The sequence below is a fragment of the Microcoleus sp. T2B6 genome (assembly GCF_036700475.1).
Taxonomy (GTDB): domain Bacteria; phylum Cyanobacteriota; class Cyanobacteriia; order Cyanobacteriales; family Microcoleaceae; genus Microcoleus.
Window position 1 is genome coordinate 1 of record NZ_JAUBOZ010000059.1, and the last position, 22,276, is coordinate 22,276.

A 22,276-nucleotide genomic window follows, 5' to 3' on the forward strand; every position below is an offset into this window, starting at 1 on the left:
ACTAATTATGAAATGGAACCGAAAAATAAAAAATAAAGGTAACTTAGTTAATGCAGTTTAGATGTTTGACAGCTTATAACATTTTCTAAAGTGAGTGGGTGGGCGATGGGGAAATGGGGTCGTTGTATGATTTTTGGAGTAGAGGTTGGTTCCACTGGACTTGACCTTGCTACATCCGGGCTTGTCAATATTTCTGGCATTTGCGGAGCGTCTGGGGTCAGTCCCGACAGTTCCGAATGACACGGCTTAGATTTTCGCACATTATGTAGATTATACCTGACTAGGAGTCAACAATGGCTAAAGATAAAATTGGTGAAGTTAAAACCCCATCCGGTTCTACATACTATGTTTATTGGGACAAAGGTACTGGCGAAGTATATGTTGGCAGTGAGTCTGCTGGTAAAGCCGATTCCAAGGGTGAGGCTTTGCGTAAAGCTGACTACTACGCAACTACGCTTAAAAAATTGAAGGATTGATTGAAAAAAGTTGCGCTCGCTTCTTCTAATCTACTATGGGGTAGTGGGGAGGATAGAAGAGGGATTAATAAGGTCGATTGGTTCCCTGAAAAAAGGAAAAATTCCTATTAATTGCCTACAGAGATTATTTGCTAGTAACTACATAAGTAATTTGGGAGGATGTCAGTATGAAATTATCCATAGATCGTCAAGAAAAAAAAGGTTTTTTTGGCGGAACTTACTACGAATCTTATATTCAATTGATTTTGACTGAAGAAGAGGAAAAAATTGCAAAAAAAATGGGTTTGATGAGCGTAAACATTTTTCATTGGGAGGCGTCTCAACAAGATCAACAGCTACTTCTTACATTGAAAGACACTGATAGTAAGGTTCGTCTAAGCTTTAAAGAGTTAACTAAGGGTATCACAGCAAAAAGTATGGGCGAAATGGATCTCAACCGTCTAGCTTTTACTGAAGATAGGATGCGGGCCAAGTGCAAGGAAATTAAAGTGGGGATGGACAATTATATTTCACAAAAAAATGCAGTGGGCAAGGGAAAATATGAAGAAGAATTTTAGAAATACATAGAGTGTCTAGCTAATTAGATGCCTAGCAAAGGAATTAAAAGTTAGTAAAATAGGGAAAAAAAACATGGAAACTAGACCTGTACAAATGTCAGATATTCGAGTCCCTAATAGAAGCGAACTCAATGAGGGAAAAATAAGGTCAATAGAAAATTCTCCTGACTCTATCTCAAGTCTGCTCCACTCCAAGACAGATCCTATAGCCCTGCATAAGGGTAAACCTCCTTACGAAGTTTATAGTGGAAGACACAGAGTTTATGTAGCTTTTCAGAATGGAATTAAGCTAATTCCAGCAGTTTTTACTTAATCAGCGATCGCCCTTTTCTTCCCAAAGTGCGATCGCCCTTTGCTTTCCAACACCAACCTAATTAATACCCTATCTAAGGGGTTTTCTAAACCGATATCCATCAGGTTCTACAACCACAAATGCCCCTTTTAGTTCTACTTCAGAGTAATTTTCTATAACTGCTGCTAGTTCCTTATGAACTTCATTCAGCATTTTAGGTAAGACTCGAAGGTAAATCACACCTGTTCCGATCGCCCTCACAAAAACAAGATTTCCGTAATCTCTGTCTCGCGTAACCAGGATGCGATTTTCTGCTTGCGCTACTCTCAGTATTTCTTCATCACTTGCTTGCGCTAGACCCATTTGAGCGACAACAATTACATCATGTCCTGCATCAATCAAAAACTTTGTGGTGACAGCATGCACATCTTGATCGATCAGAAATTTCATAATTTAAGCTAATGCCAAATGCACATCTTCCGCCGCCACCAGTGCGATCGCATAACGCAAGCACGCCCGAATATCATCCATTTCCAGATCGGGATAGTAGTCTCGGATAATTTCTCCAAAAGAAAGCCCTTCATTTAGTAATTCGAGAACGCTCTGTACAGTAATGCGCGTACCCATTATGCAAGGCTTACCGAAGTGAATTTGAGGGTTGACGGAGATTCTGTCCATTTTGACCACAGAGCTATATGTCTCTTCTATTTTAAGTCATCAGGTAGGCGATCGCAACCTGTATTTTTTCACCAGTGGCATTATTTTCCTATCAGCCGATCGTACTCTGCGTGAGTACCAATCCAAAACCACAAAATACCTGTTTCAATTTCAACACCCAACGCCCGATAAGCCTGTCCAGCGCTTACAGACCAATACTTACCAACCTTCTTAAAATGCAAAGAAGGATGAGACGGATCGGCCTTCAGCAACTCATAACACTGATCTGCTGTAGCTTGTACATTTGATGACCAAGCATTGTAACACTCCCAAAACTTTCTCCTTCGTATAGTGCATTAAATCGCTCGATAATTACCACTCTCACAATCTGCGATCGCCTCTGCTGCTAAAGCATCTAGTTTACCCTCAGCAATATCTTTCTCTAACTGAACATCCCATCGTTGGTAATCCAAATTTAGAAACCACTCTAACAACTCTCCAATCTTGTTGGGCGGAAGTTGGAGAATCGCATTTTCTATCTGTTCAATAGTCAACATAGGCTATCTTAACTTACACTAAAGTTCGTTGATTTTTTTGCTGGTTATTTATTATATCTCAATTCGGGATTCGGGGAAAAGCGATCGCCCTTATTTTCCCAAAGTGCGATCAATCGCCCCTACTTTCTTATTTAGTTGAGCAGTTGGATTATCTCCCCATCGCGCTGATTTGGTAGCTAGAATATACTATTCGTTATTAGTAGGTGGTAAAAATGAGTACCAATGAAGACTTGTTTCGTAGAGCAGAATTAAATTATAAAAATAAAAATTATCAAGCAGCTATTGAAGACTATACCCGATTCTTGCAACTAAACCCCAATGAATCCAAAGCTTACTGGCAGAGAGGTGTTGTCTGGGTAGATTTGGGAAACAATCAAGAAGCTATTAAAGATTACACTCAATTTTTAAAATTTCGACCTGATGTGGTTGACGTGTATGTAGCCCGTGCCGCTATTTTCAAAGATGCGGGTAACTTACAAAGAGCAATAGATGATTGCACTCACGCTCTATCTGTGGGTAGTGATTGGGATCATATAGCATACAGTTTAAGAGGCGATTGTTATGGTGTATTAGAAAACTATCAGGCTGCGCTTCAAGATTATAACCAAAGCATTCGTTTAGATCCTGAAGAAATTGAAAACTATCAAAAAAGAGGCTTTATTCACCAAGAACTCAAAAATTACCATGAAGCGATTGAAGATTTAACTAAAGTATTGGGTCGCAATTCTGAAAATTCAGAAGTAGTTCACTGTTATCATCTTCGCGCTGGATGCCATCAAGGGCTTGGCAATTGGGCGGAAGCAATTAGGGATTTTACAGAGGTAATCCGTAGAGATCCTACTTACTATAGAGCTTACATTGGACGAGGTGGAGCTTATGGGTTCTTGAATGATAGGGAAAGTGCAGCTTCAGACTTGGATACAGCACTTAGATTATCCCAGGCTCAGGGAGATACTGATGCATACCAGAGCGCTATGATGGTGATTAAATTACTGGGGATTACGAAAAAAAGTAGTGACAGCAATATCAGTGATAATACGCCAAGCCCCGTTCCAGTGCTGCACGTAGTCGCGGCGATTTTGTTTCCCCCGCTGGGCGTATTTTTGACGGTTGGGCTTGGCATTCATTTTTGGATCAGCCTGGTGCTCACACTCGTTTTTACCTGGATTCCCGGCATTATCCACGCTGTTTGGCTGGTTTACAATCACGATCGAAGTTAAGCAGTAGGGAAGTACGATCGCCCTTATTTCCCCAAAGCGCGATCGCCCTTATCTTTCCCAAAGTACGATCGCCCTTTTTTCCCAAAGTGCGATCGCCCCTCTCTTCCCATCCAAAAATACTCCCTCAACTTCTCAAATTCTCCAACACTAAAACCGTTAACCCCGGTAAAGAAGGCAACCGCGCATCATTTGTCAAGAAAAACGAAGCACCCTCACGGATAGCTGTAGCCATTTGAATGGAATCGGGCGATCGCAAATTGTAAGTTGCTCTCAGTTGTGCCGCTGTTTCAGCAATATCTGGAGTTAATTCAACAACAGTTAAACTTTCTTGATTCATCAATATTTCACGATATTCTTGAGCCAAGGCAGTATTTTTCTGTCGCAGGGGATGAACTAGCACTTCTACGAGCGTTACTGTTGATGTCACTATCCTAAAATCACCGCGATTAAACGATTTAAAGAAAAGCAGCATCATCTCTAGATATTTTGGATTTTGCTCCATAAAGTAAATCAGAGGCGCAGTATCCAATCCGACAACTTGTCCCTGTAACTGAGCTATCCATTCCATGAATCTCTTTCCCGATCGACATATTCTTGAGCATCAATCCCATGCCAAATTTCCTTACCCAAACCTGATAATTCTAAAATACTGCGCTTCGGCTTAGGAATCACCCGTTGACGAATATGTGCAAACAATTCAGAGATGAGTCGCATTTGCTCATCTGGTGCAAGTTTGAGAACCTGAGTCAGTACCGTGCTGTAAGTAGACATAGACTCTTCATTAAGATTTTTGGGCTGATTGTCATTATAGCAATTTAGGAGCTAGGCAAATACGATCGCCCTTATCTTCCCCAAGTACGATCGCCCTTATTTCCCCAAGTACGATCGCCCTTATTCCCCCAAGTGCGATCGCCCTTATCTTCCCCAAGTACGATCGCCCTTATTTCCCCAAAGCGCGATCGCCCTTATTTCCCCAAAGCGCGATCGCCCTTTGCTTTCCTACACCAACCTAATTAATACCCTATCTAAGCGGTTTTCTAAACCGATATCCATCAGGTTCTACAACCACAAATGCCCCTTTTAGTTCTGCTTCAGAGTAATTTTCTATAACTCCTGCTAGTTCCTTATGAACTTCATTCACCATTTTAGGTAAGACTCGAAGGTAAATCACACCTGTTCCGATCGCCCTCACAAAAACAAGATTTCCGTAATCTCTGTCTCGCGTAACCAGGATGCGATTTTCTGCTTGCGCTACTCTCAGTATTTCTTCATCACTTGCTTGCGCTAGACCCATTTGAGCGACCACAATTACATCATGTCCTGCATCAATCAAAAACTTTGTGGTGACAGCATACACATCTTGATCAATCAGAAATTTCATAATTTAAGCTAATGCCAAATGCACATCTTCAGCCGCCACCAGTGCGATCGCATAACGCAAGCACGCCCGAATATCATCCATTTCCAGATCGGGATAGTAGTCTCGGATAATTTCTCCAAAAGAAAGCCCTTCATTTAGTAATTCGAGAACGCTCTGTACAGTAATGCGCGTACCCATTATGCAAGGCTTACCGAAGTGAATTTGAGGGTTGACGGAGATTCTGTCCATTTTGACCACGCAGCTCTATGTCTCTTCTATTTTAAGTCATCAGGTAGGCGATCGCAACCTGTATTTTTTCACCACCGGCATTATTTTCCTATCAGCCGATCGTACTCTGCGTGAGTACCAATCCAAAACCACAAAATACCTGTTTCAATTTCAACACCCAACGCCCGATAAGCCTGTCCAGCGCTTACAGACCAATACTTACCAACCTTCTTAAAATGCAAAGAAGGATGAGACGGATCGGCCTTCAGCAACTCATAACACTGATCTGCAGTAGCTTGTACATTTGATGACCAAGCATTGTAACACTCCCAAAACTTTCTCCTTCGTATAGTGCATTAAATCGCTCGATAATTACCACTCTCACAATCTGCGATCGCCTCTGCAGCTAAAGCATCTAGTTTACCCTCAGCAATATCTTTCTCTAACTGAACATCCCATCGTTGGTAATCCAAATTTAGAAACCACTCTAACAACTCTCCAATCTTGTTGGGCGGAAGTTGGAGAATCGCATTTTCTATCTGTTCAATAGTCAACATAGGCTATCTTAACTTACACTAAAGTTCGTTGATTTTTTTGCTGGTTATTTATTATATCTCAATTCGGGATTCGGGGAAAAGCGATCGCCCTTATCTTCCCCAAAGTACGATCGCCCCTTCTTTTACCTAATCAAATGGATTCAATATAGTTAACCCATTAACACGCTTAAAATCCTTAGCATTGCGAGTCACCAAAACACATCCCTCAACTAAAGCACAGGCGGCAATTACACCATCACCTAGTTTTAAGCGATAATCTCGGCGAATATGGGCTGCACTATCTAACACTGATTCTGTCAATGATACGCACTTAAGAAGCCTCAAAAATTCTCGCATCTCATTCGCTTGTTCTTCTGTCAATGCCGGGTAACAAAGTAACTCCACCCAACTAATCGGAGAGTAAAATGCCTCTGCATCTCCAGCTTCAATCTCATCAAATATAGGCTGAACCTCCGGCTCGTCATAGAAGTAGTAAATCAGAATGTTGGTATCGAGAAGATATTTATTAATCATCCCATTCTTCTCTAAGTTGCAACTGGAATTCCAAAGCATCCACACGATACGGCAAAAAACCTCGCCATCTCTTTAAATTTTTCCTGGGCAATCTTTCACTGCTACTCTGAGTCTGGGTTGTTACCCGATCGCGCATCAAAGCTGACAATACTTCTAAAAGCTGCTGTTGCTCGTCAGGAGTAAGATTTTGAGCCTGACTCAGTACCTCGCTATAAGTAGACATAGGCTTTATGTTGAGATTTTTGGGCTGATTGTCATTATAGCAATTTAGGATCGAGGGAAGTGCGATAGCCCTGATTTTCCCAAAGTACGATCGCCCTTTTCTTCCTAAAGTACGATCGCCCTTATTTTCCCAAAGTCCGATCGCACTTCAGTTAATCATAAATTTCTCTCCGGTGTCCAATCTGGTGAATAGTAATCACCTTTAAATCATCATCAAAAGAATAAATTACCCGATAATCACCCACTCTTAACTTAAAGAAACCTGCCAGATTAGCCGACAACGGCATAGGAGTAATTTGTTCAAAATTTTCCGCCAACCAATTGATTTTATTACCTATACGCTCCTGCACAGCCTGAGTCAATCTTTCTTGGTTAACCAGAGCTTCTGCAGTCAACTCAACCGAATAGCTCATTACTATTTTATGCCGAGTTTTTGATAAACTTCCCCAGGTTCGACGCTACTTTTTCCTGCTTGTTTGCGCTTCGTTGACTCTAACAATTTCTGCTTGACTTCTTCCTTAACTTCTAAACCTGCATCAGGATCGCCCAAATATTCTTCTAAACACTGTTCCACGGTATGCCGAATTAAGTCCCGCAATTGGTCAACTGTCATGTCTTTGACTTGCATCTTAATCTCCTAGTCTGTGGGATTATCAATAATAAATAATAGCAACTTTAGTACGGTTGTATCTGTAACTTAGCTATCCATTTTTAGAGTAATTTTCTCTAACTCCTGCTAGTTCCTTAACTTTGATGATAACAGGACGGGTTCCTCCTTGTTCAGAACCCTCAACAAATTCAAGTCTAGCATCATAGACTTCTCCCCGGTTCATACAGGAGATTCTCCCAATTGCAGCGCTTCCCAACTCGCTACCGCAAACTCAGCCTCGATCTGTAGCACTTGAGCTTGATACTCTGGATCTTGTACCATTTCAATCAGTCCTGCATCAATTTCCGATCGTTTACCCTGAGTTTGGGTTGTTACCCGATCGCGCATCAAAGCTGACAATACTTCTAAAAGCTGCTGTTGCTCGTCAGGAGTAAGATTTTGAGCCTGACTCAGTACCTCGCTATAAGTAGACATAGGCTTTATGTTGAGATTTTTTGGCTGATTGTTATTATAGCAATTTAGGATCGAGGGAAGTGCGATCGCCCTTTTCTTCCCCAAAGAAAGTGCGAGCCCCCTTATTTGTAAACATCCCCCCTAGAATTAATCGCAGTCACAACATATACTTGATTTTCCCTGTCTTCTACAAAAAGTATCCGATATTTACCCACTCGCAGCCTTAATTCAGGACGACCTTTAAGTTGCTTAATGTCAAGCCCTCTATCGTCACTTACTAAAGTATCTAAAGCCTTGACAATTCGTACTTGGTCATCCGGTTGCATTCGCGATAAATAGCGTTCTGCTGCTTTCAGGAGAATGTAGTCACTCAATTTTTTTCTCCAAATAGCTTCACTTTGAGTTCTTGGGAGGATATCCCCCGATCGCGACCAGCTTGGTAATCTTGCCAAGCAGCCTCGCTCTCTGCTATTTCTTCTGCTGAAATTACTTCATCATCTTCGGCAACTTCTTCCCGTAACTGAATCATCTTTTTCAATTCTTCTAATAACCGCAGTTTGTCTGCAAGCGTGAGGCTTTTAACTTGATTCAGTACCTTGCTATAAGTAAACATAGATTTGGTTGTAAGAGTTTTTGCTTGCTCTCTATTATATCTCCATTTAAAATTATGGGAAAAGCGATCGCCCTTTTATTCCCAAAGTTCGATCGCTCTTATACTATCTTGCACAATTTGTTAGCTGTTGCGAATTCACCTCAAAGGATCTCGCAAACTCCGCTTGCGGCAGCAATCTTTTGATAATCCGCAAGTGTTCCTCGGCGTCGTTTCGGCGGCGAAAACGCGCCACAGTCAGGCGTTGCAGGTTGGGCAGGTGGCGGTAAATCACCCACGGGTAAAGTTGTTGTTTGTAGTTCATCCTAGTTCTGCAATAGATTGCGGACAAAATGAGACACTAGAAAGGCAGGGCTGATTTCCCGTACTCTGCCCTTTTGCTGTCTATATAGACATAGTGTCTGGACAAAGTTGTTTTGTCAAGTAGTCTAGACACTATGTCACATTTTGTAATGATTAAGCGAAGACAACCTCAAGAAGAAGCTGGCGAATCACCGCTGAAAAAACTCAGAGATGAGTTAGGAATGTCCCAAGAAGAATTTGCTCGGCAAATTGGGACATCGGTACGCACTGTGAGTCGCTGGGAAGCCGGAGATAACGTGCCGACATTCACAATTGCCCAGATGAAAGCTTTGGCAAATTTTTTGCGATCGCGCGGGTTAACTCTTGATGACTTGCCCGATCGCTTTGGCCCGCCTGAGTGAGTATCCGATCGCCCTTTATGCTATCTTATAAGTATATACGCTTTGTATATACATTTTTAGGTACTTTGAATATGACTATCTCGCGCAAACGACTTGAAAAATTAGAAAATATTCCAGAATCTGCGATCAATACCTCTGATATTCCTGAATTAGATGCGAATTTTTGGGCAAAAGCAACACTCGTAACACCACTGACAAAACAAGCTATTTCTTTAAGAGTTGATAGCGATGTATTAGATTGGTTTAAAAGCCAAGGAAAAGGTTATCAATCTCTAATGAACGCTGTGCTGCGCTCTTATGTTGAACATCATGTAAAAAGCAGTGAATAAATAAATGTGCGATCGCGCTTTTATTCCCAAAGTTCGATCGCCCATTTTTCTTAAGCCTCAAACGGGTTAATCAGTGTGAGTTCAGCAATCCACAGAAAATCCCCTATATTTCTTGTTACTAAAGTTCTGTCATATACCAAAGCTGTTGCCGCAATAATAGCATCCCCAAGTGTCATGCTCCTTATCTCTCGCAACAGCACTGCGCGATCGAGTACAGTGTTAGAAATTGGTACAACCTCCACCACACCAAAGAATTCCTCAAAGTACAATCTATACTCTTCAGTTAGCCGATGATAACCCAAGACTTCAAGGTAACTTATTGCCGACACAATTATGTCATTTTCGCCAATAAAATGCCTAATCTGCGAGTTTTCTGGCTGGGAAGCGTAGATAATAATATTACTGTCTAGCAACATTCATTATTCATCCCTACCTGGAAGTGGACGGTCTTGACGCAAATCTCGCTGCCATTCCACTGGATCGCTAATCTCAGCAAAGACATTATTTGCTGCAATTTTTTCCAATACTTCAACTATTCTCTGACGGCGAAACTCCGCACTTAAAGTCGATCTATCTTCTTGTAAAGTAACGTAAACTCTGACAGGTCGATCGCCCTGTGTTGGAACCTCATTAACCCATTCTAAAATGTTTCCCTTCAATATAGCCTCAAATATTCGCTGCATAGCTAATATCAACTATTCTTTATTTTCACTATTATAACAATTTTGATCATCAAAGCTAAGAACGACTGAATAAAACTTTAGACTTTCATCAGTATTTTCGTTTGAGTTCTCAACTGAAGTCACCTTACCTGCAGCTACATCTTTTTGGGCTTTATTAAATACTTCAATAAAACCGGGAATTTTTAATAATTCCACCGTAGCTTCATTGCTTTCACGTTCTGCTAAATAAGCTAAGAAATCAGCCACAACGATCAGCCGTTCAGGAGATAAGCGATCTATGGATTGCTTAAGATTCTGGCGAAGTTCTTGAGTTTTCATAGTTCATAGCTATTGAAAATTATTAGAGCTGGCTGTTTTATTATACCAGATAATCTGAAATTTTGCTCCTGCGGCCCCGATGTTGCCTGCATGGCGATCGCCCCGATATTGCCTGCAGTGCGATCGCCCTGAACTTCCTCTGCATGGAAATTTAGTTTTGAGGACGGTTGCCAGTAACTTTAATGTGATCACCTACGCTTCAAGCTCAGCACGCTGAGAAAAAAGCTCGACAAAACCATCTGCAAACCGACAGTCAGGCAAGTGAGCGAGGGAATAACCAAACGCAGAGTTTTAGAAGGGTCGAGAGTACCAAAAGCCGTTTCGCTCCAGATAGTTAATGACAAGAACGAGCCAACTATTCCGATTAATATCAGCGTGACTCCGACAATCAATCCTGTCTCTAGGGTGACATAGCGAAATATTTTGTTGACTTTGGGGTCTTCCGGCAGGAATTTCTCGCTGATGGCGAAAATTTTGGTGAAAAAAGCGAAAGTTACTGCTTGAAAACCGATGATAATTGCGATCGCACCATAAAGCAACGTGTGTACATCAAAGCTGATACTCCCAATCTTTTGAGTACCGGGTAACAGCCAAACCACGATAATTATGCCCCCAATCATCAGCGCAGTACCCGGATACAAAAACAGCCACCGAGGACTGTAAAGCAGCAAAAATCGCAGGTGCCGCCAGCCATCTCGCCAAGTTCGCAAGTGCGGCGGACGGCTGCGCCCGTCGGGAGAAAGTACGGTTGAGATTTCAGTTATCCGCAGCTTGTATACAGAGGCCTTGACTACCATTTCGCTAGCAAATTCCATCCCCGTTGTTTGCAAGTCGAGTTTCAAAATTGAGTCTCTCCTAAAACCCCTGAGTCCGCAGTGAAAATCGCCGACGGGACTTGCAAAAAATAGCCGCCCAACCCATGTCAGCACCGGATTTCCTAAATATTTGTGCAGCGGCGGCATTGCACCCGGTTTGATGCCCCCTTGAAAGCGGTTTCCCATCACTAAGTCGAAACCTTCTCGCAATTTGTTGACAAAAGCGCCGAGGTTGGAAAAATTGTAGCTGTCGTCAGCATCGCCCATGATAATATAAACTCCGCGGGCTGCGATGATTCCTCCCATCAGAGCGCTGCCTTAGCCTTTAGCTGCTACGGGCAGAACTCTCGCTCCCATTCTGGTAGCGATATCTTGAGAACCGTCAGTGCTGCCGTTGTCTGCTATGATGATCTCGCCGGCAATATCAAGTTCGCGCAGGAACTTCTGTGCCTTCTCGATGCAGATTTCTAAAGTTTCTGCTTCGTTCAGACAAGGCATGAGTATCGATAGTTCTAGAGTATATTCTCCGGTTGGGTTGGTCGGCTCTGCCATATATGGGTTCCACTCTCGATCGCGATCGACCATACTTGATTTTCCTGTATCTCTGCTAAAAATATTAGTGGTGAATAAAACCTAGCAAAACTTAATTAAAGTTTTTCCGGTTTTGGGAACGGCAATTTTTGATTGTACTATAGGTTAATAAACTTATGAATAGAAGCGTGTTTTTGTTATTGCTGGCTGCAATATTGTGCGGCGTCGCCGGTCAATTCAGTCTGAAGGCAGGAGCTAAAATATTAGGGCCCATTGGCGCTGCTAATTTAATAGAAAAAATTATAGCAATGGCTACTGAGCCTTTGATAGTAAGTGGTCTTTCTTTGTATGCAATTTCTTCGATCGGCTTTATTGTAGTTTTGTCGCGGGCACACCTTAGCATAGTCTCACCTTTACTGTCAATTAGTTACTTGTTTACTGTTTTAGGTGGCAAACTGATATTTCACGAGCCTTTGCCGCCGCTGCGGTTGGTAGGCGTGGGGCTAATTATGACAGGAGTAATTTTTGTACTCAGAGGTCAAGCTGGGGGAGTGACTGGAGGGAACTAATACGATTTTAGATTTTAGATTTTAGATTTTAGATTGACGATTGAAGATTGAAGAATTTTAAATTAAGTCCACAGGTGAATATCATGAATATTTAACTGAGGTCTAAAATTTTTACTCGCAAGTTAAGTCAGGGTTTCTATCGGTTGTGGGGCGGTGGAAAGGGTGTATGTGAGTTTTTTTTCCTAAAATGATGCTGCTGTATGTCTAATATTTATGAGCCTGTGAATCCCAATCAATTATTGAGCTATCGCACCGCAGTTATTGCTACCATGCACCAAAAAGAACGGGTAATGGCTCCCATTTTGGAACGAGAATTGGGCGTAAATATCCTAGTACCTGCGGCGCTTGACACTGACGCATTCGGCACCTTCACCAGAGAAGTTAAACGCTTAGGAACACAAATAGAAGCGGCTCGCCATAAAGCACAAAAAGCCCTAGAAATTGCGGGCGAAACTCTTGCCTTTGCCAGCGAAGGTTTTTTCGGCCCTCACCCAATGATGCCGTATCTGCCAGCTAACAGAGAAATCGTAATTTTATTAGATCGAACCAACAATCTAGAACTAATCGGTGACTCTTTCTCCGTGGAAACTAACTACAGTCACCAGTTAGTTTCCAGTATACAAGAAGCAGATGATTTTGCTAAAAAAGCGGGATTTCCCGATCACGCACTGGTGGTTATAGTTGGCGATGCTGCCCTCGGTAACGGCGAAATTGTCAAGGGAATTAGGACAGAAAAACAACTTTTTGACGCTGTTACAGCAGGCTTAAAAAAATCGTCAACCGGCCGAGTTCACATCGAAACAGATATGCGGGCGATGTACAATCCAACTCGGATGAAAAACATCGAAAATGCAACTCTCGATTTAGTTAAAAAATTTAAGCAATTCTGCCCGGAGTGCGGTTGGCCGGGATTCGATATTGCTGAGACGAAAATCGGATTGCCCTGCGGACTTTGCTATTTTCCGACTCAGCTAGTGCGATCGGCAATCTATAAATGCAAAAACTGCGGTTATACTAAAGAAAAACTATTTCCCGACGGTCGAGACACTGCCGATCCTTCCCTGTGTCAATATTGCAACCCTTAGAAAAATAATTGGCTAAACTTAGTAAAATTTGCAACAATATTATTGATAGTTCCCTAATAAAAATCACTAATGATAGCCGTAGAAACAGAACGCAACTGGAAACCCGTTATTAAAGAATTCGAGGCTGTAGTTGGCAAAAATGGCGTCGTGCAGCGCCGCGAAGAATTGATTGTCTACGAGTGCGACGGACTCGCCAGCTACCGCCAGCGCCCCGCCCTGGTGGTATTGCCTCGAACTACCGAGGAAGTGGCGCAAGTGGTCAAAATATGCGATCGCAACTCAATTCCCTGGGTGGCTAGAGGCGCAGGCACCGGCCTTTCCGGCGGCGCTTTGCCTGTAGAAAACTGCGTGCTGATTGTCACTGCCCTGATGCGAAAAATCCTGAAAGTAGACTTAGAAAATCAGCAAGTAGTCGTGCAACCGGGAGTAATTAATAACTGGGTAACGCAAGCAGTTAGCGGCGCCGGTTTCTACTACGCCCCCGATCCTTCCAGTCAAATTATTTGTTCGATTGGCGGCAACGTTGCCGAAAATTCTGGCGGGGTTCACTGCCTCAAATACGGAGTCACAACGAATCACGTTTTAGGACTAAAATTGGTACTTCCCGACGGTTCAATTGTCGATGTCGGTGGCGAAATTCCCGAAATGCCCGGTTACGATTTAACTGGTGTATTTGTCGGTTCCGAAGGCACTTTAGGCATCGCCACAGAAGTTACTTTGCGAATTCTCAAAGCGCCGGAATCGATTTGCGTTCTCCTAGCGGATTTTTCCAGTATAGAAGCAGCGGGCGAATCGGTTTCCGATATTATCAGCGCTGGCATTATTCCCGGCGGCATGGAAATTATGGACAACATCAGCATCAATGCTGTGGAAGATGTGGTGGCAACGGGATGTTATCCCCGCGATGCGGCGGCAATTCTCCTCGTAGAAATCGACGGTTTAGAAGTGGAAGTTGCCACAAACAAACAGCGGATTGCTGATATTTGCAAGCATAACGGAGCACGAAATATCACCACGGCAACTGACCCGGAAACGCGCCTAAAAATTTGGAAAGGGCGGAAAGCTGCTTTTGCGGCGGCGGGTCATCTCAGCCCGGATTATTACGTGCAAGACGGCGTGATTCCACGAACGCAAATGGCTTATGTTTTGAAAGAAATTGAGGGCTTGAGCGAGAAATACGGTTATCGAATTGCTAATGTATTTCATGCGGGAGACGGGAATTTGCACCCGCTGATTCTGTACGATAACTCGGTAAAAGGTGCGCTGGAAAAGGTGGAAGAATTGGGCGGGGAAATTCTCAGGCTTTGCGTGAAAGTTGGGGGAAGTCTTTCGGGGGAACACGGCATCGGCGCTGACAAGAAGTGTTTTATGCCGGATATGTTTTCGGAGGTAGATTTGGAGACGATGCAGTGGGTGCGCCAGGTGTTTAATCCGAAAGGTTTGGCGAATCCTGGGAAGATGTTTCCGACGCCGAAGACTTGCGGGGAAGCGGCGAGGGCTAAGGTTGAAACTTTTAAGAAGTTGGAGGGTGCAGAGGTTTTTTAATTCGCTTTTTATGCGGGTAATGTGAGCCGAAAAACACCCTGAAATTGTTTCTAGAATGGGGAGGCAGAGCCTCTAAGTATGCGTTCCCAGCCAGAGTCTGGGAACGAGAAAAAACGATTTTTCTCGTTTTTTAGGAGTGCGAGCGTCCCGCTCGCTTGCTTGCCTATATATCACGTTGGTAAGGCGCGGATTGCACATTCTGCACTAAGGTGCGATCGGAATTCTGATAGTAAATTCCGTGCCCTTGCCCAATTCCGAAGTACAATTTAATTCGCCTTTGTGTCTTTCTACAATAATTTGATAGCTAATTGACAAACCCATTCCCGTGCCTTTGCCAATGGGTTTGGTAGTAAAAAATGTATCGAATATCTGCTGTTTGACTTGCTCAGGTATTCCCGGCCCGTTGTCGGCAATTTTAATTTCTACAAAATTGCCGACAACTTCCGTACCAATCCTAATCTGGCTGGGAGTTTCTAGCATTTCTTGACAATTTTGCCTACTGTTGGCATCTTCTAAAGCATCGATCGCATTGCTGAGAATATTCATAAAAACTTGATTTATCGGCCCAGCAAAACACTCAACAGTTGGCAATTCTCCGTATTGTTTGACAATTTGAATTGGCGGCTTTTCTCCGCTCCCTTTCAAACGGTGATTGAGAATTAACAGCGTGCTGTCAATACCTTCGTGGAGGTTAACGGGTTTCATCTGTGAATCGTCATGCCGCGAAAAGTTCCGCAGCGACTGCACAATCTGGCAAATCCGCTCGACACCAACGCTCATTGAAGACAGTATTTTAGGTAAATCTTCAGCTAAAAAATCGAGATCATTTTTTTCTCTTGCCTGCTGAATTTCGGCGACGGGATTAGGATAGTGCTGTTGATAAAGTTCGAGGTGGTGAAACAAGTCTTGAGTATAATTTGTGAGATGAGCGAGATTGCCGTAAATGAAGCTGACTGGGTTGTTAATTTCGTGAGCGACCCCGGCAAGTAGCAATCCCAAACTAGACATTTTTTCGCTTTGAACTAATTGGGAATTAGTGGCTTTGAGTTGCTCAAGTGTGGCGGCTAGTTGAGCGGCTTGTTCTCTGCTTTGTGCTTCGGAATTATGCAAGGCTTCTTCGGCTTGTTTGCGCTCAGTGATGTCTCTCTGTACGCCTATAAAATGAGTTAATTTTCCCATTCGATCGCGCACAGGAGATATTGAGAAACAATTCCAGAAAGCGGTTCCGTCTTTGCGGTAATTCTTTAATATTACCTTGCATTCGCTTTCTGTTTGCAAGGCTTGGCGAATTATTTCTACTGCCGCCGGGTCGGTATCGCTTCCGTGCAAAAATCGGCCGTTTTTTCCGATTATTTCCTGTCGCCGATAACCTGTCATGCTTTCAAATGCGGGATTGCAATAAATAATTGGATTTTCGGGGTCAGTGGCGTCAGAAATCGTAACTCCGGTGCTAGTAGCTGCGATAGCTCGATCGTACAACCAAAGCATTTCTTCTGCGCGCTTGCGATCGGTAATGTCCCGCAGCGTAGCTAAATAAGCCATTTCTCCATCCCATTCCGTTTCCACCACCCGCATTTCTACTACAGCATTTGCTTTTTGCTTGCGAATAGCTTCAACTTCTGTTTGCACGACGCGAGTTCCTGGTGCTTCTGTTTTTCCAACTTGGGGAATAATATCCGTCGCCATCTCAATGTCGCAAGCTGAAACTTCTACTACTAAATTGCCAAAAAATGCTTGACCTAAAAGTTCCTCTGCTTTGCAGTTAAACAGCGCTTCTGCTGACGGGTTGGCAAAACAGACAAGTCCTCGCTTGTTAACGATTGCGATGCCGTCGGCATTTTTTTCTATCACATTCCGAAACCGAGATTCGCTAGCTTTCAAATCCTGCTTTAGCTGTTCCATTGCTCGCTCCATCTGCTGCAATTCGCACAAACTAACACTATAAGCTTCGGAAATGTTGGCCTCGGTCGAATTCTGGACTCTTTTTTTGGAAATCTGTTGGTAGCCTGTTCTATTGGCCAGATTGGCAGCAGTTTTTTTATGATTCCTGCTAATATTACTGAGTTTATTTTCGGGCTCGGCTTCTTGAAAAAACATATTTCAACCCTACCAAATTATTTTCTAGATTAAGGTGTTGCGATCGCCCAATTTTCCTAGAATTTTAGGGAGAGAGCAATTTACACCCGATGCTAGCACATTACTTTTAGAATTCATCATAAGACATCGTTAAAATTCAAGAGCGATCGCCCTAGAATTATCTATTAAGTTTTATTAAGTAATTTCAACAACATTGACACTTACGTAGCGACACGAACTGTGAAAGCTGGATAGGGCTGCAATCCCCCTCGCACTCACAAAATAATCAGTTCCACGCGCAAGTCCTAAATATTTAGAAGCCACTGGTCAGTATAAAATATTATATAATTTGGACAAAAAATATGAGCTAAAATAAGCGAACTCATCTTTAATTTGTTAAAAATAATTATAATTAGCCATTACCAAATCATCTCCCTGCCACCAGACTTGGTATAGAATATAACCTGTCTATTTTTGCGATCGCAACTTCAAACCAATGGCACGTCTAGCACTTCTGAGCACATCCAATAAAACCGGACTAATCGACTTAGCGCGCAGTCTAGTAGAAGAATTTGAATTTGACATAATTAGTAGTGGCGGGACAGCAACGGCCCTCAAAGAAGCAGGCATCCCAGTCACCAAAGTTGCGGAATATACTGGTTCCCCCGAAATTTTGGGAGGGCGAGTCAAAACACTTCATCCACGAATCCACGGCGGCATTTTAGCACGCCGCGATGTACCGGAAGACCTTGCAGATTTAACCGCAAATCAAATTCGGGCGATCGATCTAGTTGTAGTCAATTTGTATCCATTTGAAGAGACAATTTCTAAACCCGGAGTTACTCTAGCAGACGCCATTGAGCAGATAGATATCGGCGGGCCGGCGATGCTGAGAGCTTCAGCAAAAAACCACGCTCATTTGACAGTTTTGTGCGACCCAGAACAGTACAATACTTATTTAAAAGAACTGCGGGAAAATGGCGGCGAAGCATCCTTAGAGTTTCGGCAAAGATGTGCGCTAGAAACCTTCAAACATACAGCCAACTACGATCGCGCGATCGCAACTTATCTCAGCAGCAGCCAATCCGCTGAAGCATCTTCGCTACCAGACGAGTTTAATTTATCAGGAAAAGAGTTGCAAACTCTCCGCTACGGCGAAAATCCCCATCAAGCCGCCACCTGGTATCAAAGCGGAAGTACACCCACAGGCTGGACAACTAGCACCATCCTGCAAGGCAAAGAATTAAGCTACAATAATTTAGTAGATTTAGAAGCAGCAAGGCGGCTGATTGTAGAATTCCCCGACACACCCGCCGCCGCTATTCTGAAGCATACAAATCCTTGCGGCACAGCCTTGGGAACAACTATTTCTGAAGCGTATCAAAAAGCCTTCGACACCGATTCAGTCTCAGCTTTCGGCGGAATTGTCGCCCTCAACCGCCCGATTGATGCTGCTACCGCCACGGCCTTAACTCAAACATTTTTAGAATGTATCGTCGCGCCGGGGTGCGAACCAGAAGCCGAAGAAATTATCAAAAAAAAGGCGAAAGTTCGAGTATTAATTTTGCCAGATTTGACTCAAGGGCCGCCACAAACTGTTAAAATTATTGCAGGCGGTTTGCTGGTACAAGACTCAGATAATATAGTAGAAGAAACTAGCAAATGGCGGATGGTTACTGAGAAACAGCCGACGGCGGCAGAGTTGGAAGAATTGCTGTTTGCTTGGAAAGTAGCGAAACACGTCAAATCAAATGCGATCGTTGTGACGCGCGATCGCACTACAATTGGTGTGGGTGCCGGACAAATGAATCGCGTGGGCTCGGTTAAACTAGCATTGGAACAAGCAGGAGACAAAAGCAAAGGAGCGATTTTGGCTAGCGATGGTTTCTTCCCCTTCGACGATTCAGTCAAAACTGCGGCTGAGGCGGGCATAATTGCGATCGTCCAACCGGGAGGAAGTATGCGCGATCGAGATTCCATTGAAGCCGCCAACCAACTCGGAATCACAATGGTTTTCACCGACATCCGCCACTTCTTGCATTAATTAAGTTCGTAGCAATGACATTTTGCACCTCTATTATGAACAGGCAAGATGCCTGTTCCACAAAGAGTTAATTCTATTGTGGGTTGGGCTTCTAGCCCGCCCTCAAGCAATGATTGAATTTTTGTTCTTCCATCTTCCTTCTTGCATCTTCCTTCTTTCTTCTCCCATCCCTCCATCCGTTACATCCGTTACAGAATCCGTTGCCGAACTTCCTTCTTCTTCTATAACTAACGGCTATGACTAGCACAATTCAACCGCAAATTAAACCCCAAGACGTAAAAGTCAAAATCCTGCTCACCGGGGGACATCAATGCACCGTCACCCTCAAATCTGATACACCACTATTGCACAGCCTGATCAAAACATTAGTCGATCGCACCCAACAAACACTGGGTTTTTCGCCCTTATTTCAAATCCCCATAGACGACGGGCGTTCCACCCTTTTTTTTCCCGCCGAACACCTAGTCGGATTAGTCACAGAACCCCCAATTTACTTGCAGCAACTGCAACCGCAGCAGCCTGCAACTCCTGTAGAAATTCCCGCAGAAATTCCCGCAGAAATTCCTGCCCCTGCGCCGCCTGTAAATGACGACTTAATATCTCGCTACGCCCAAATAGACAACTTTTTGACACCTGCCGAAAAAAACAAACTCCTTAAATATGTCTTAGCAAAAGAATCACAATTTGTGACTACCAGCACCTCAACCAATGCCGAAGATTACCGCCGTTCGATGGTACTCCACTCGTTCCCCGAATTTTCCGAACTGATGGTTAATCGCATCAAAGCAATTCTCCCCGACGTGCTGCAAAAATTAAATATTCCCTCATTTCCGCTTGGTGAGATAGAAGCTCAGTTAACCATGCACAATGACAACAACTTTTACAAACTTCACAACGACAGTGGCTCGCCAGATACCGCAAGCAGATTTTTTACTTACGTTTACTATTTCTATCGAGAACCCAAGGCTTTTTCTGGTGGTGAATTGCAGATTTATGACAGCAAAATCGAGAACAATTTTTATGTGGCGGACGAGACATTCAGAACTGTTGAACCTCGGAATAACAGCATCGTATTTTTTCTGAGTCGCTATATGCACGAAGTTTTGCGAGTTAGCTGTCCCTCAAAAGCTTTTGCTGATAGCCGCTTTACTATTAACGGCTGGGTGCGAAAAGCAAATTGAGGTTAATTCATTGTCCTGGACGCACTAATCACCTAATTTTGTCATTCTGAGTGAAGCGAAGAATCTCAAACTATTGCCACATCGTTACAGTGCATAATACCAATTTAATGTGAAGTGGCATATATTTCGATCCCCCTAAATCCCCCGCGGGAGGGGAGTAGGGGTTGACTTTGACCCAGCTCTTGTCCACCCCCTACTCCCCCTTATTAAGGCAGGGCGGTTTCATTCTTGGTAGGGGCCGTGCCCCCGTGCCGGCCCTTTTGGCCTGAAACCCCCATTCGAGGGTTGGTGGCGGGGGTAGGCACGGGGAGTAGGGGTAGCACTACCCCTACAAAAGCCTCGTTTTTGGTGAGAATGAAACAGCCCTGCTTATTAAGGGGGGTTAGGGGGGATCAGATTCTATGCAGCCTCATATAAAATTGGTATAAGTCCCCATATCTGAGATTCTTCACTTCCCAAAGCCTACCCTCAGAATGACAGAATTACCTTACTCAAAACTATTTCATTCTTACTCCAGTGCTCCAGCACTTTTGAGCAATTTCACCACGCTGGAATAACGTTTAAACTCAGCCAGCATTAAAGCTGTATAATTTCCCGGATTTTTGTGGTTTAGTTCTGCACCAGCATCAATTAAAACCTGTACAGCACCGACACAACCCCGATGTGCGGCCCACATGACAGCGGTTGCGCCCGAATCATCGAGCAAGTTGACATCTGCACCTTTTTCGACTAATAATTGGACGATCGCCACATAACCTCGATCGCACGCCTTCATTAATGCAGTTTTCCCCAAATCCGCCGGGATATTGGGATCAGCACCGCCGTCAAGCAAAGCTTTCACAGTCTCGGTATGTCCGTGAAACGCAGCCAGCGTCAAAGCCGTCTCCCCAAAGTTTTTCGCATTCAGAAACTCATCCCGATTTGAGTTTACTTTTTGCAGCAAAGCCGATACGATCGCACTATGGCCGTGAACAGCAGCCACCAGTAAAGGCGTATCGCCCAATCGATTTCTAGCACCGACACTAGCACCTCGGTTTAAGAGCAATTCCACTACATCTTCGCAGCCTTCAACCACGGCAAAATTCAAAGCAGTTTCATCATCTTTATCCTTAGCGTTGATATCCGCGCCAGCATCGAGTAAGATATGGGCGATCGGCGCATTTCCTCCAGCAGCAGCGGCCATCAAAGCCGTGCCCCCATCTCCATTTTTCACATTCGCATTAGCACCCGCACCAAGCAAAGTTTGCACCACATCAGTATTGCCGGCATCCGCAGCCAAAGTTAAAGCAGTTTCTCCGTTTTTGTCGGGAATTTCGACATCAGCGCCAGCCGCCAACAGCGCCTCGACAACAGCCAAATTTCCCGCCGTCGCAGCCAGCATCAAAGCAGTTTTGCTTTCTAGATTTTTAACATTAGCATCCGCCCCACAATTGAGCAAAATTCGCACAATTTCAGCGCTTCCTTGACGGACAGCTAAAAACAGCATAGAATTGTCAGCAACAGCACCCGCATCCACCAAAGCTTTGACAACAGCTTGATGGCCCGATAAAGCAGCTATTTTTAGAGCTGAATCTCCATCTTTATCTTGGACATTTACATCAGCATTAGCATCAAGTAACATCCGCACAACATTGATATCACCTTTCAGAGAAGCCGCCATCAAAACCGTACTTCCATCATCATTTTTAGCATTAACATCAGCACCCGCAGCCAGCAACAGCCGCACAGAGTCAGCCTGTTTGTGAGCCGCCGCCAGCATCAAAGCTGTCAAGCCAAAACGCCTGCTCACATGGTTGACATTAGCGTCATTGTTTAGTAAAATACGCACGATTTCTGTATAGCCTTTTTGGGCTGCAAACATCAAAGCCGTCGTCCCCTCAGAGTCTTTGGCGTTAGCGTTAACATTCTTAGCGAGTAAAGCTTGGACGTGAATAATGTTGCCAGTCTTGGCGGCTTGAATCAATACAGCGTCTTGTTTAGTGGCAGGCATAATAGTCTCTCATACCGTATATTTTTACCGTCGCACGAGACGGCCTGACTGGTATGCTAAGTTTTATGAAGTATCATAAAACTTGATTAAGTTT

At 43.7% G+C, this 22,276-nt stretch carries 35 protein-coding genes and 1 pseudogene; 11 read left to right on the forward strand and 25 right to left on the reverse strand.

From position 1 onward, the window contains the following. Positions 1–293: 293 nt before the first annotated feature. Positions 294–476 (forward strand): hypothetical protein, encoded by a 183-nt coding sequence (locus tag QUA00_RS22860; RefSeq protein WP_333371563.1) that lies wholly within the window; start codon positions 294–296, stop codon positions 474–476. Between the two features lie 167 nt (positions 477–643). Further along, entirely contained in the window at positions 644–1,033 is a 390-nt protein-coding gene (locus tag QUA00_RS22865) for a hypothetical protein (protein ID WP_333411223.1), read from the forward strand. Positions 1,034–1,415: 382 nt separating this feature from the next. On the opposite strand, the gene QUA00_RS22870 is transcribed toward QUA00_RS22865, so the two are convergent. The 4 genes from QUA00_RS22870 to QUA00_RS22885 all read right to left on the reverse strand — a co-directional run bounded on the left by QUA00_RS22870 (position 1,416) and on the right by QUA00_RS22885 (position 2,539). Next, positions 1,416–1,775 carry a DUF5615 family PIN-like protein gene (locus QUA00_RS22870; RefSeq protein WP_333411224.1) on the reverse strand — a complete coding sequence of 120 codons (360 nt, stop codon included), beginning with the start codon at positions 1,773–1,775 and terminating at the stop codon, positions 1,416–1,418. Between the two features lie 3 nt (positions 1,776–1,778). Beyond that, complete coding sequence (locus QUA00_RS22875; RefSeq protein WP_333031785.1) at positions 1,779–2,003, reverse strand: DUF433 domain-containing protein; 225 nt, start codon at positions 2,001–2,003, stop codon at positions 1,779–1,781. A gap of 80 nt (positions 2,004–2,083) precedes the next feature. Continuing rightward, entirely contained in the window at positions 2,084–2,254 is a 171-nt protein-coding gene (locus QUA00_RS22880; protein ID WP_333102750.1) for a hypothetical protein, read from the reverse strand. A gap of 84 nt (positions 2,255–2,338) precedes the next feature. Then, the gene (locus QUA00_RS22885; protein WP_333102751.1) at positions 2,339–2,539 is read right to left on the reverse strand and encodes a hypothetical protein; all 201 of its coding nucleotides are present in this window, start codon (positions 2,537–2,539) and stop codon (positions 2,339–2,341) included. Positions 2,540–2,751: 212 nt separating this feature from the next. On the opposite strand from QUA00_RS22885, the gene QUA00_RS22890 reads away from it, so the two are divergent. After that, a complete protein-coding gene (locus QUA00_RS22890) occupies positions 2,752–3,759 on the forward strand; it encodes a YqaE/Pmp3 family membrane protein (RefSeq protein WP_333196601.1) in 1,008 nt (335 codons plus the stop codon). Between the two features lie 124 nt (positions 3,760–3,883). Here QUA00_RS22890 and QUA00_RS22895 read toward each other — a convergent pair whose 3' ends face one another. From QUA00_RS22895 to QUA00_RS22965, 15 genes are all read right to left on the reverse strand, one after another. Further along, a complete protein-coding gene (locus tag QUA00_RS22895; protein WP_333102745.1) occupies positions 3,884–4,327 on the reverse strand; it encodes a PIN domain-containing protein in 444 nt (147 codons plus the stop codon). Further along, the gene (locus QUA00_RS22900; protein ID WP_333102747.1) at positions 4,315–4,530 is read right to left on the reverse strand and encodes a hypothetical protein; all 216 of its coding nucleotides are present in this window, start codon (positions 4,528–4,530) and stop codon (positions 4,315–4,317) included. The genes QUA00_RS22895 and QUA00_RS22900 overlap by 13 nt, the downstream gene beginning before the upstream one ends. A 250-nt stretch (positions 4,531–4,780) precedes the next feature. After that, on the reverse strand, positions 4,781–5,140 hold the full coding sequence (locus QUA00_RS22905; protein ID WP_333411225.1) for a DUF5615 family PIN-like protein: 360 nt from the start codon (positions 5,138–5,140) through the stop codon (positions 4,781–4,783). Positions 5,141–5,143: 3 nt separating this feature from the next. Then, the gene (locus QUA00_RS22910) at positions 5,144–5,368 is read right to left on the reverse strand and encodes a DUF433 domain-containing protein (RefSeq protein WP_333031785.1); all 225 of its coding nucleotides are present in this window, start codon (positions 5,366–5,368) and stop codon (positions 5,144–5,146) included. A gap of 80 nt (positions 5,369–5,448) precedes the next feature. Beyond that, complete coding sequence (locus tag QUA00_RS22915) at positions 5,449–5,619, reverse strand: hypothetical protein (RefSeq protein WP_333102750.1); 171 nt, start codon at positions 5,617–5,619, stop codon at positions 5,449–5,451. A gap of 84 nt (positions 5,620–5,703) precedes the next feature. After that, positions 5,704–5,904, reverse strand: coding sequence for a hypothetical protein (locus tag QUA00_RS22920; RefSeq protein WP_333102751.1), 201 nt, complete (start codon positions 5,902–5,904; stop codon positions 5,704–5,706). Positions 5,905–6,030: 126 nt separating this feature from the next. Beyond that, entirely contained in the window at positions 6,031–6,417 is a 387-nt protein-coding gene (locus tag QUA00_RS22925; RefSeq protein WP_333143127.1) for a type II toxin-antitoxin system VapC family toxin, read from the reverse strand. After that, positions 6,410–6,640 carry a hypothetical protein gene (locus tag QUA00_RS22930; protein ID WP_333109591.1) on the reverse strand — a complete coding sequence of 77 codons (231 nt, stop codon included), beginning with the start codon at positions 6,638–6,640 and terminating at the stop codon, positions 6,410–6,412. The genes QUA00_RS22925 and QUA00_RS22930 overlap by 8 nt, the downstream gene beginning before the upstream one ends. 151 nt (positions 6,641–6,791) lie before the next feature. After that, on the reverse strand, positions 6,792–7,034 hold the full coding sequence (locus QUA00_RS22935; protein ID WP_333411226.1) for a type II toxin-antitoxin system RelE/ParE family toxin: 243 nt from the start codon (positions 7,032–7,034) through the stop codon (positions 6,792–6,794). Positions 7,035–7,054: 20 nt separating this feature from the next. Next, on the reverse strand, positions 7,055–7,267 hold the full coding sequence (locus tag QUA00_RS22940; protein WP_333143128.1) for a hypothetical protein: 213 nt from the start codon (positions 7,265–7,267) through the stop codon (positions 7,055–7,057). 73 nt (positions 7,268–7,340) lie between these two features. Then, positions 7,341–7,472: a hypothetical protein gene (locus QUA00_RS22945; RefSeq protein ID WP_333143129.1), complete on the reverse strand. Its 132-nt coding sequence runs from the start codon at positions 7,470–7,472 to the stop codon at positions 7,341–7,343. Beyond that, positions 7,469–7,723, reverse strand: a complete 255-nt coding sequence (locus tag QUA00_RS22950) for a hypothetical protein (RefSeq protein ID WP_333308274.1) — start codon at positions 7,721–7,723, stop codon at positions 7,469–7,471. The genes QUA00_RS22945 and QUA00_RS22950 overlap by 4 nt, the downstream gene beginning before the upstream one ends. Before the next feature lie 101 nt (positions 7,724–7,824). Next, complete coding sequence (locus QUA00_RS22955) at positions 7,825–8,076, reverse strand: type II toxin-antitoxin system RelE/ParE family toxin (RefSeq protein WP_333143131.1); 252 nt, start codon at positions 8,074–8,076, stop codon at positions 7,825–7,827. Then, a complete protein-coding gene (locus QUA00_RS22960) occupies positions 8,073–8,315 on the reverse strand; it encodes a hypothetical protein (protein WP_333143132.1) in 243 nt (80 codons plus the stop codon). Before QUA00_RS22960 ends, QUA00_RS22955 begins: the two co-directional genes overlap by 4 nt. A 103-nt stretch (positions 8,316–8,418) precedes the next feature. Beyond that, positions 8,419–8,616 (reverse strand): hypothetical protein, encoded by a 198-nt coding sequence (locus QUA00_RS22965; RefSeq protein ID WP_333411227.1) that lies wholly within the window; start codon positions 8,614–8,616, stop codon positions 8,419–8,421. 148 nt (positions 8,617–8,764) lie between these two features. Between QUA00_RS22965 and QUA00_RS22970 the strand changes: the two genes are divergently transcribed. Together QUA00_RS22970 and QUA00_RS22975 are read left to right on the forward strand one after the other, a co-directional pair. Continuing rightward, positions 8,765–9,016: a helix-turn-helix transcriptional regulator gene (locus QUA00_RS22970; protein ID WP_041623394.1), complete on the forward strand. Its 252-nt coding sequence runs from the start codon at positions 8,765–8,767 to the stop codon at positions 9,014–9,016. Positions 9,017–9,087: 71 nt separating this feature from the next. Then, positions 9,088–9,345, forward strand: coding sequence for a BrnA antitoxin family protein (locus QUA00_RS22975; protein WP_333411228.1), 258 nt, complete (start codon positions 9,088–9,090; stop codon positions 9,343–9,345). Positions 9,346–9,395: 50 nt separating this feature from the next. Here the strand turns inward: QUA00_RS22975 and QUA00_RS22980 are convergent, their stop codons facing one another. The 4 genes and pseudogenes from QUA00_RS22980 to QUA00_RS22995 form a co-directional block, all read right to left on the reverse strand. Next, complete coding sequence (locus QUA00_RS22980) at positions 9,396–9,761, reverse strand: type II toxin-antitoxin system VapC family toxin (protein WP_333284762.1); 366 nt, start codon at positions 9,759–9,761, stop codon at positions 9,396–9,398. Between the two features lie 3 nt (positions 9,762–9,764). After that, complete coding sequence (locus tag QUA00_RS22985) at positions 9,765–10,028, reverse strand: hypothetical protein (protein ID WP_333411229.1); 264 nt, start codon at positions 10,026–10,028, stop codon at positions 9,765–9,767. 12 nt (positions 10,029–10,040) lie between these two features. Then, positions 10,041–10,346: a hypothetical protein gene (locus QUA00_RS22990; protein ID WP_333411230.1), complete on the reverse strand. Its 306-nt coding sequence runs from the start codon at positions 10,344–10,346 to the stop codon at positions 10,041–10,043. A gap of 188 nt (positions 10,347–10,534) precedes the next feature. Then, positions 10,535–11,746: pseudogene (locus tag QUA00_RS22995) on the reverse strand (glycosyltransferase). Positions 11,747–11,868: 122 nt separating this feature from the next. On the opposite strand from QUA00_RS22995, the gene QUA00_RS23000 reads away from it, so the two are divergent. The 3 genes from QUA00_RS23000 (at position 11,869) to glcD (ending at position 14,891) form a co-directional block, all read left to right on the forward strand. Then, the gene (locus QUA00_RS23000; protein WP_333143137.1) at positions 11,869–12,261 is read left to right on the forward strand and encodes a transporter; all 393 of its coding nucleotides are present in this window, start codon (positions 11,869–11,871) and stop codon (positions 12,259–12,261) included. 200 nt (positions 12,262–12,461) lie between these two features. Next, positions 12,462–13,346 carry a DUF6671 family protein gene (locus QUA00_RS23005; protein WP_333411231.1) on the forward strand — a complete coding sequence of 295 codons (885 nt, stop codon included), beginning with the start codon at positions 12,462–12,464 and terminating at the stop codon, positions 13,344–13,346. 69 nt (positions 13,347–13,415) lie between these two features. Then, positions 13,416–14,891 (forward strand): glycolate oxidase subunit GlcD, encoded by a 1,476-nt coding sequence (gene glcD, locus QUA00_RS23010; protein WP_333411232.1) that lies wholly within the window; start codon positions 13,416–13,418, stop codon positions 14,889–14,891. Between the two features lie 204 nt (positions 14,892–15,095). On the opposite strand, the gene QUA00_RS23015 is transcribed toward glcD, so the two are convergent. Further along, complete coding sequence (locus tag QUA00_RS23015) at positions 15,096–16,988, reverse strand: PAS domain S-box protein (RefSeq protein ID WP_333411233.1); 1,893 nt, start codon at positions 16,986–16,988, stop codon at positions 15,096–15,098. Positions 16,989–17,463: 475 nt separating this feature from the next. Here QUA00_RS23015 and purH point away from each other — a divergent pair, with 475 nt between their 5' ends. Genes purH through QUA00_RS23030 form a run of 3 tightly spaced genes read left to right on the forward strand, consistent with a single transcriptional unit; the run spans position 17,464 to position 20,192 of the window. Continuing rightward, entirely contained in the window at positions 17,464–19,011 is a 1,548-nt protein-coding gene (gene purH / locus QUA00_RS23020) for a bifunctional phosphoribosylaminoimidazolecarboxamide formyltransferase/IMP cyclohydrolase (protein ID WP_333143141.1), read from the forward strand. A 22-nt stretch (positions 19,012–19,033) separates the two neighbouring features. Further along, the gene (locus tag QUA00_RS23025; protein WP_333411234.1) at positions 19,034–19,255 is read left to right on the forward strand and encodes a hypothetical protein; all 222 of its coding nucleotides are present in this window, start codon (positions 19,034–19,036) and stop codon (positions 19,253–19,255) included. Further along, positions 19,248–20,192 (forward strand): 2OG-Fe(II) oxygenase, encoded by a 945-nt coding sequence (locus tag QUA00_RS23030; RefSeq protein WP_333143142.1) that lies wholly within the window; start codon positions 19,248–19,250, stop codon positions 20,190–20,192. The genes QUA00_RS23025 and QUA00_RS23030 overlap by 8 nt, the downstream gene beginning before the upstream one ends. A gap of 508 nt (positions 20,193–20,700) precedes the next feature. On the opposite strand, the gene QUA00_RS23035 is transcribed toward QUA00_RS23030, so the two are convergent. Beyond that, positions 20,701–22,182: an ankyrin repeat domain-containing protein gene (locus tag QUA00_RS23035; protein WP_333143143.1), complete on the reverse strand. Its 1,482-nt coding sequence runs from the start codon at positions 22,180–22,182 to the stop codon at positions 20,701–20,703. Positions 22,183–22,276: the final 94 nt, after the last annotated feature.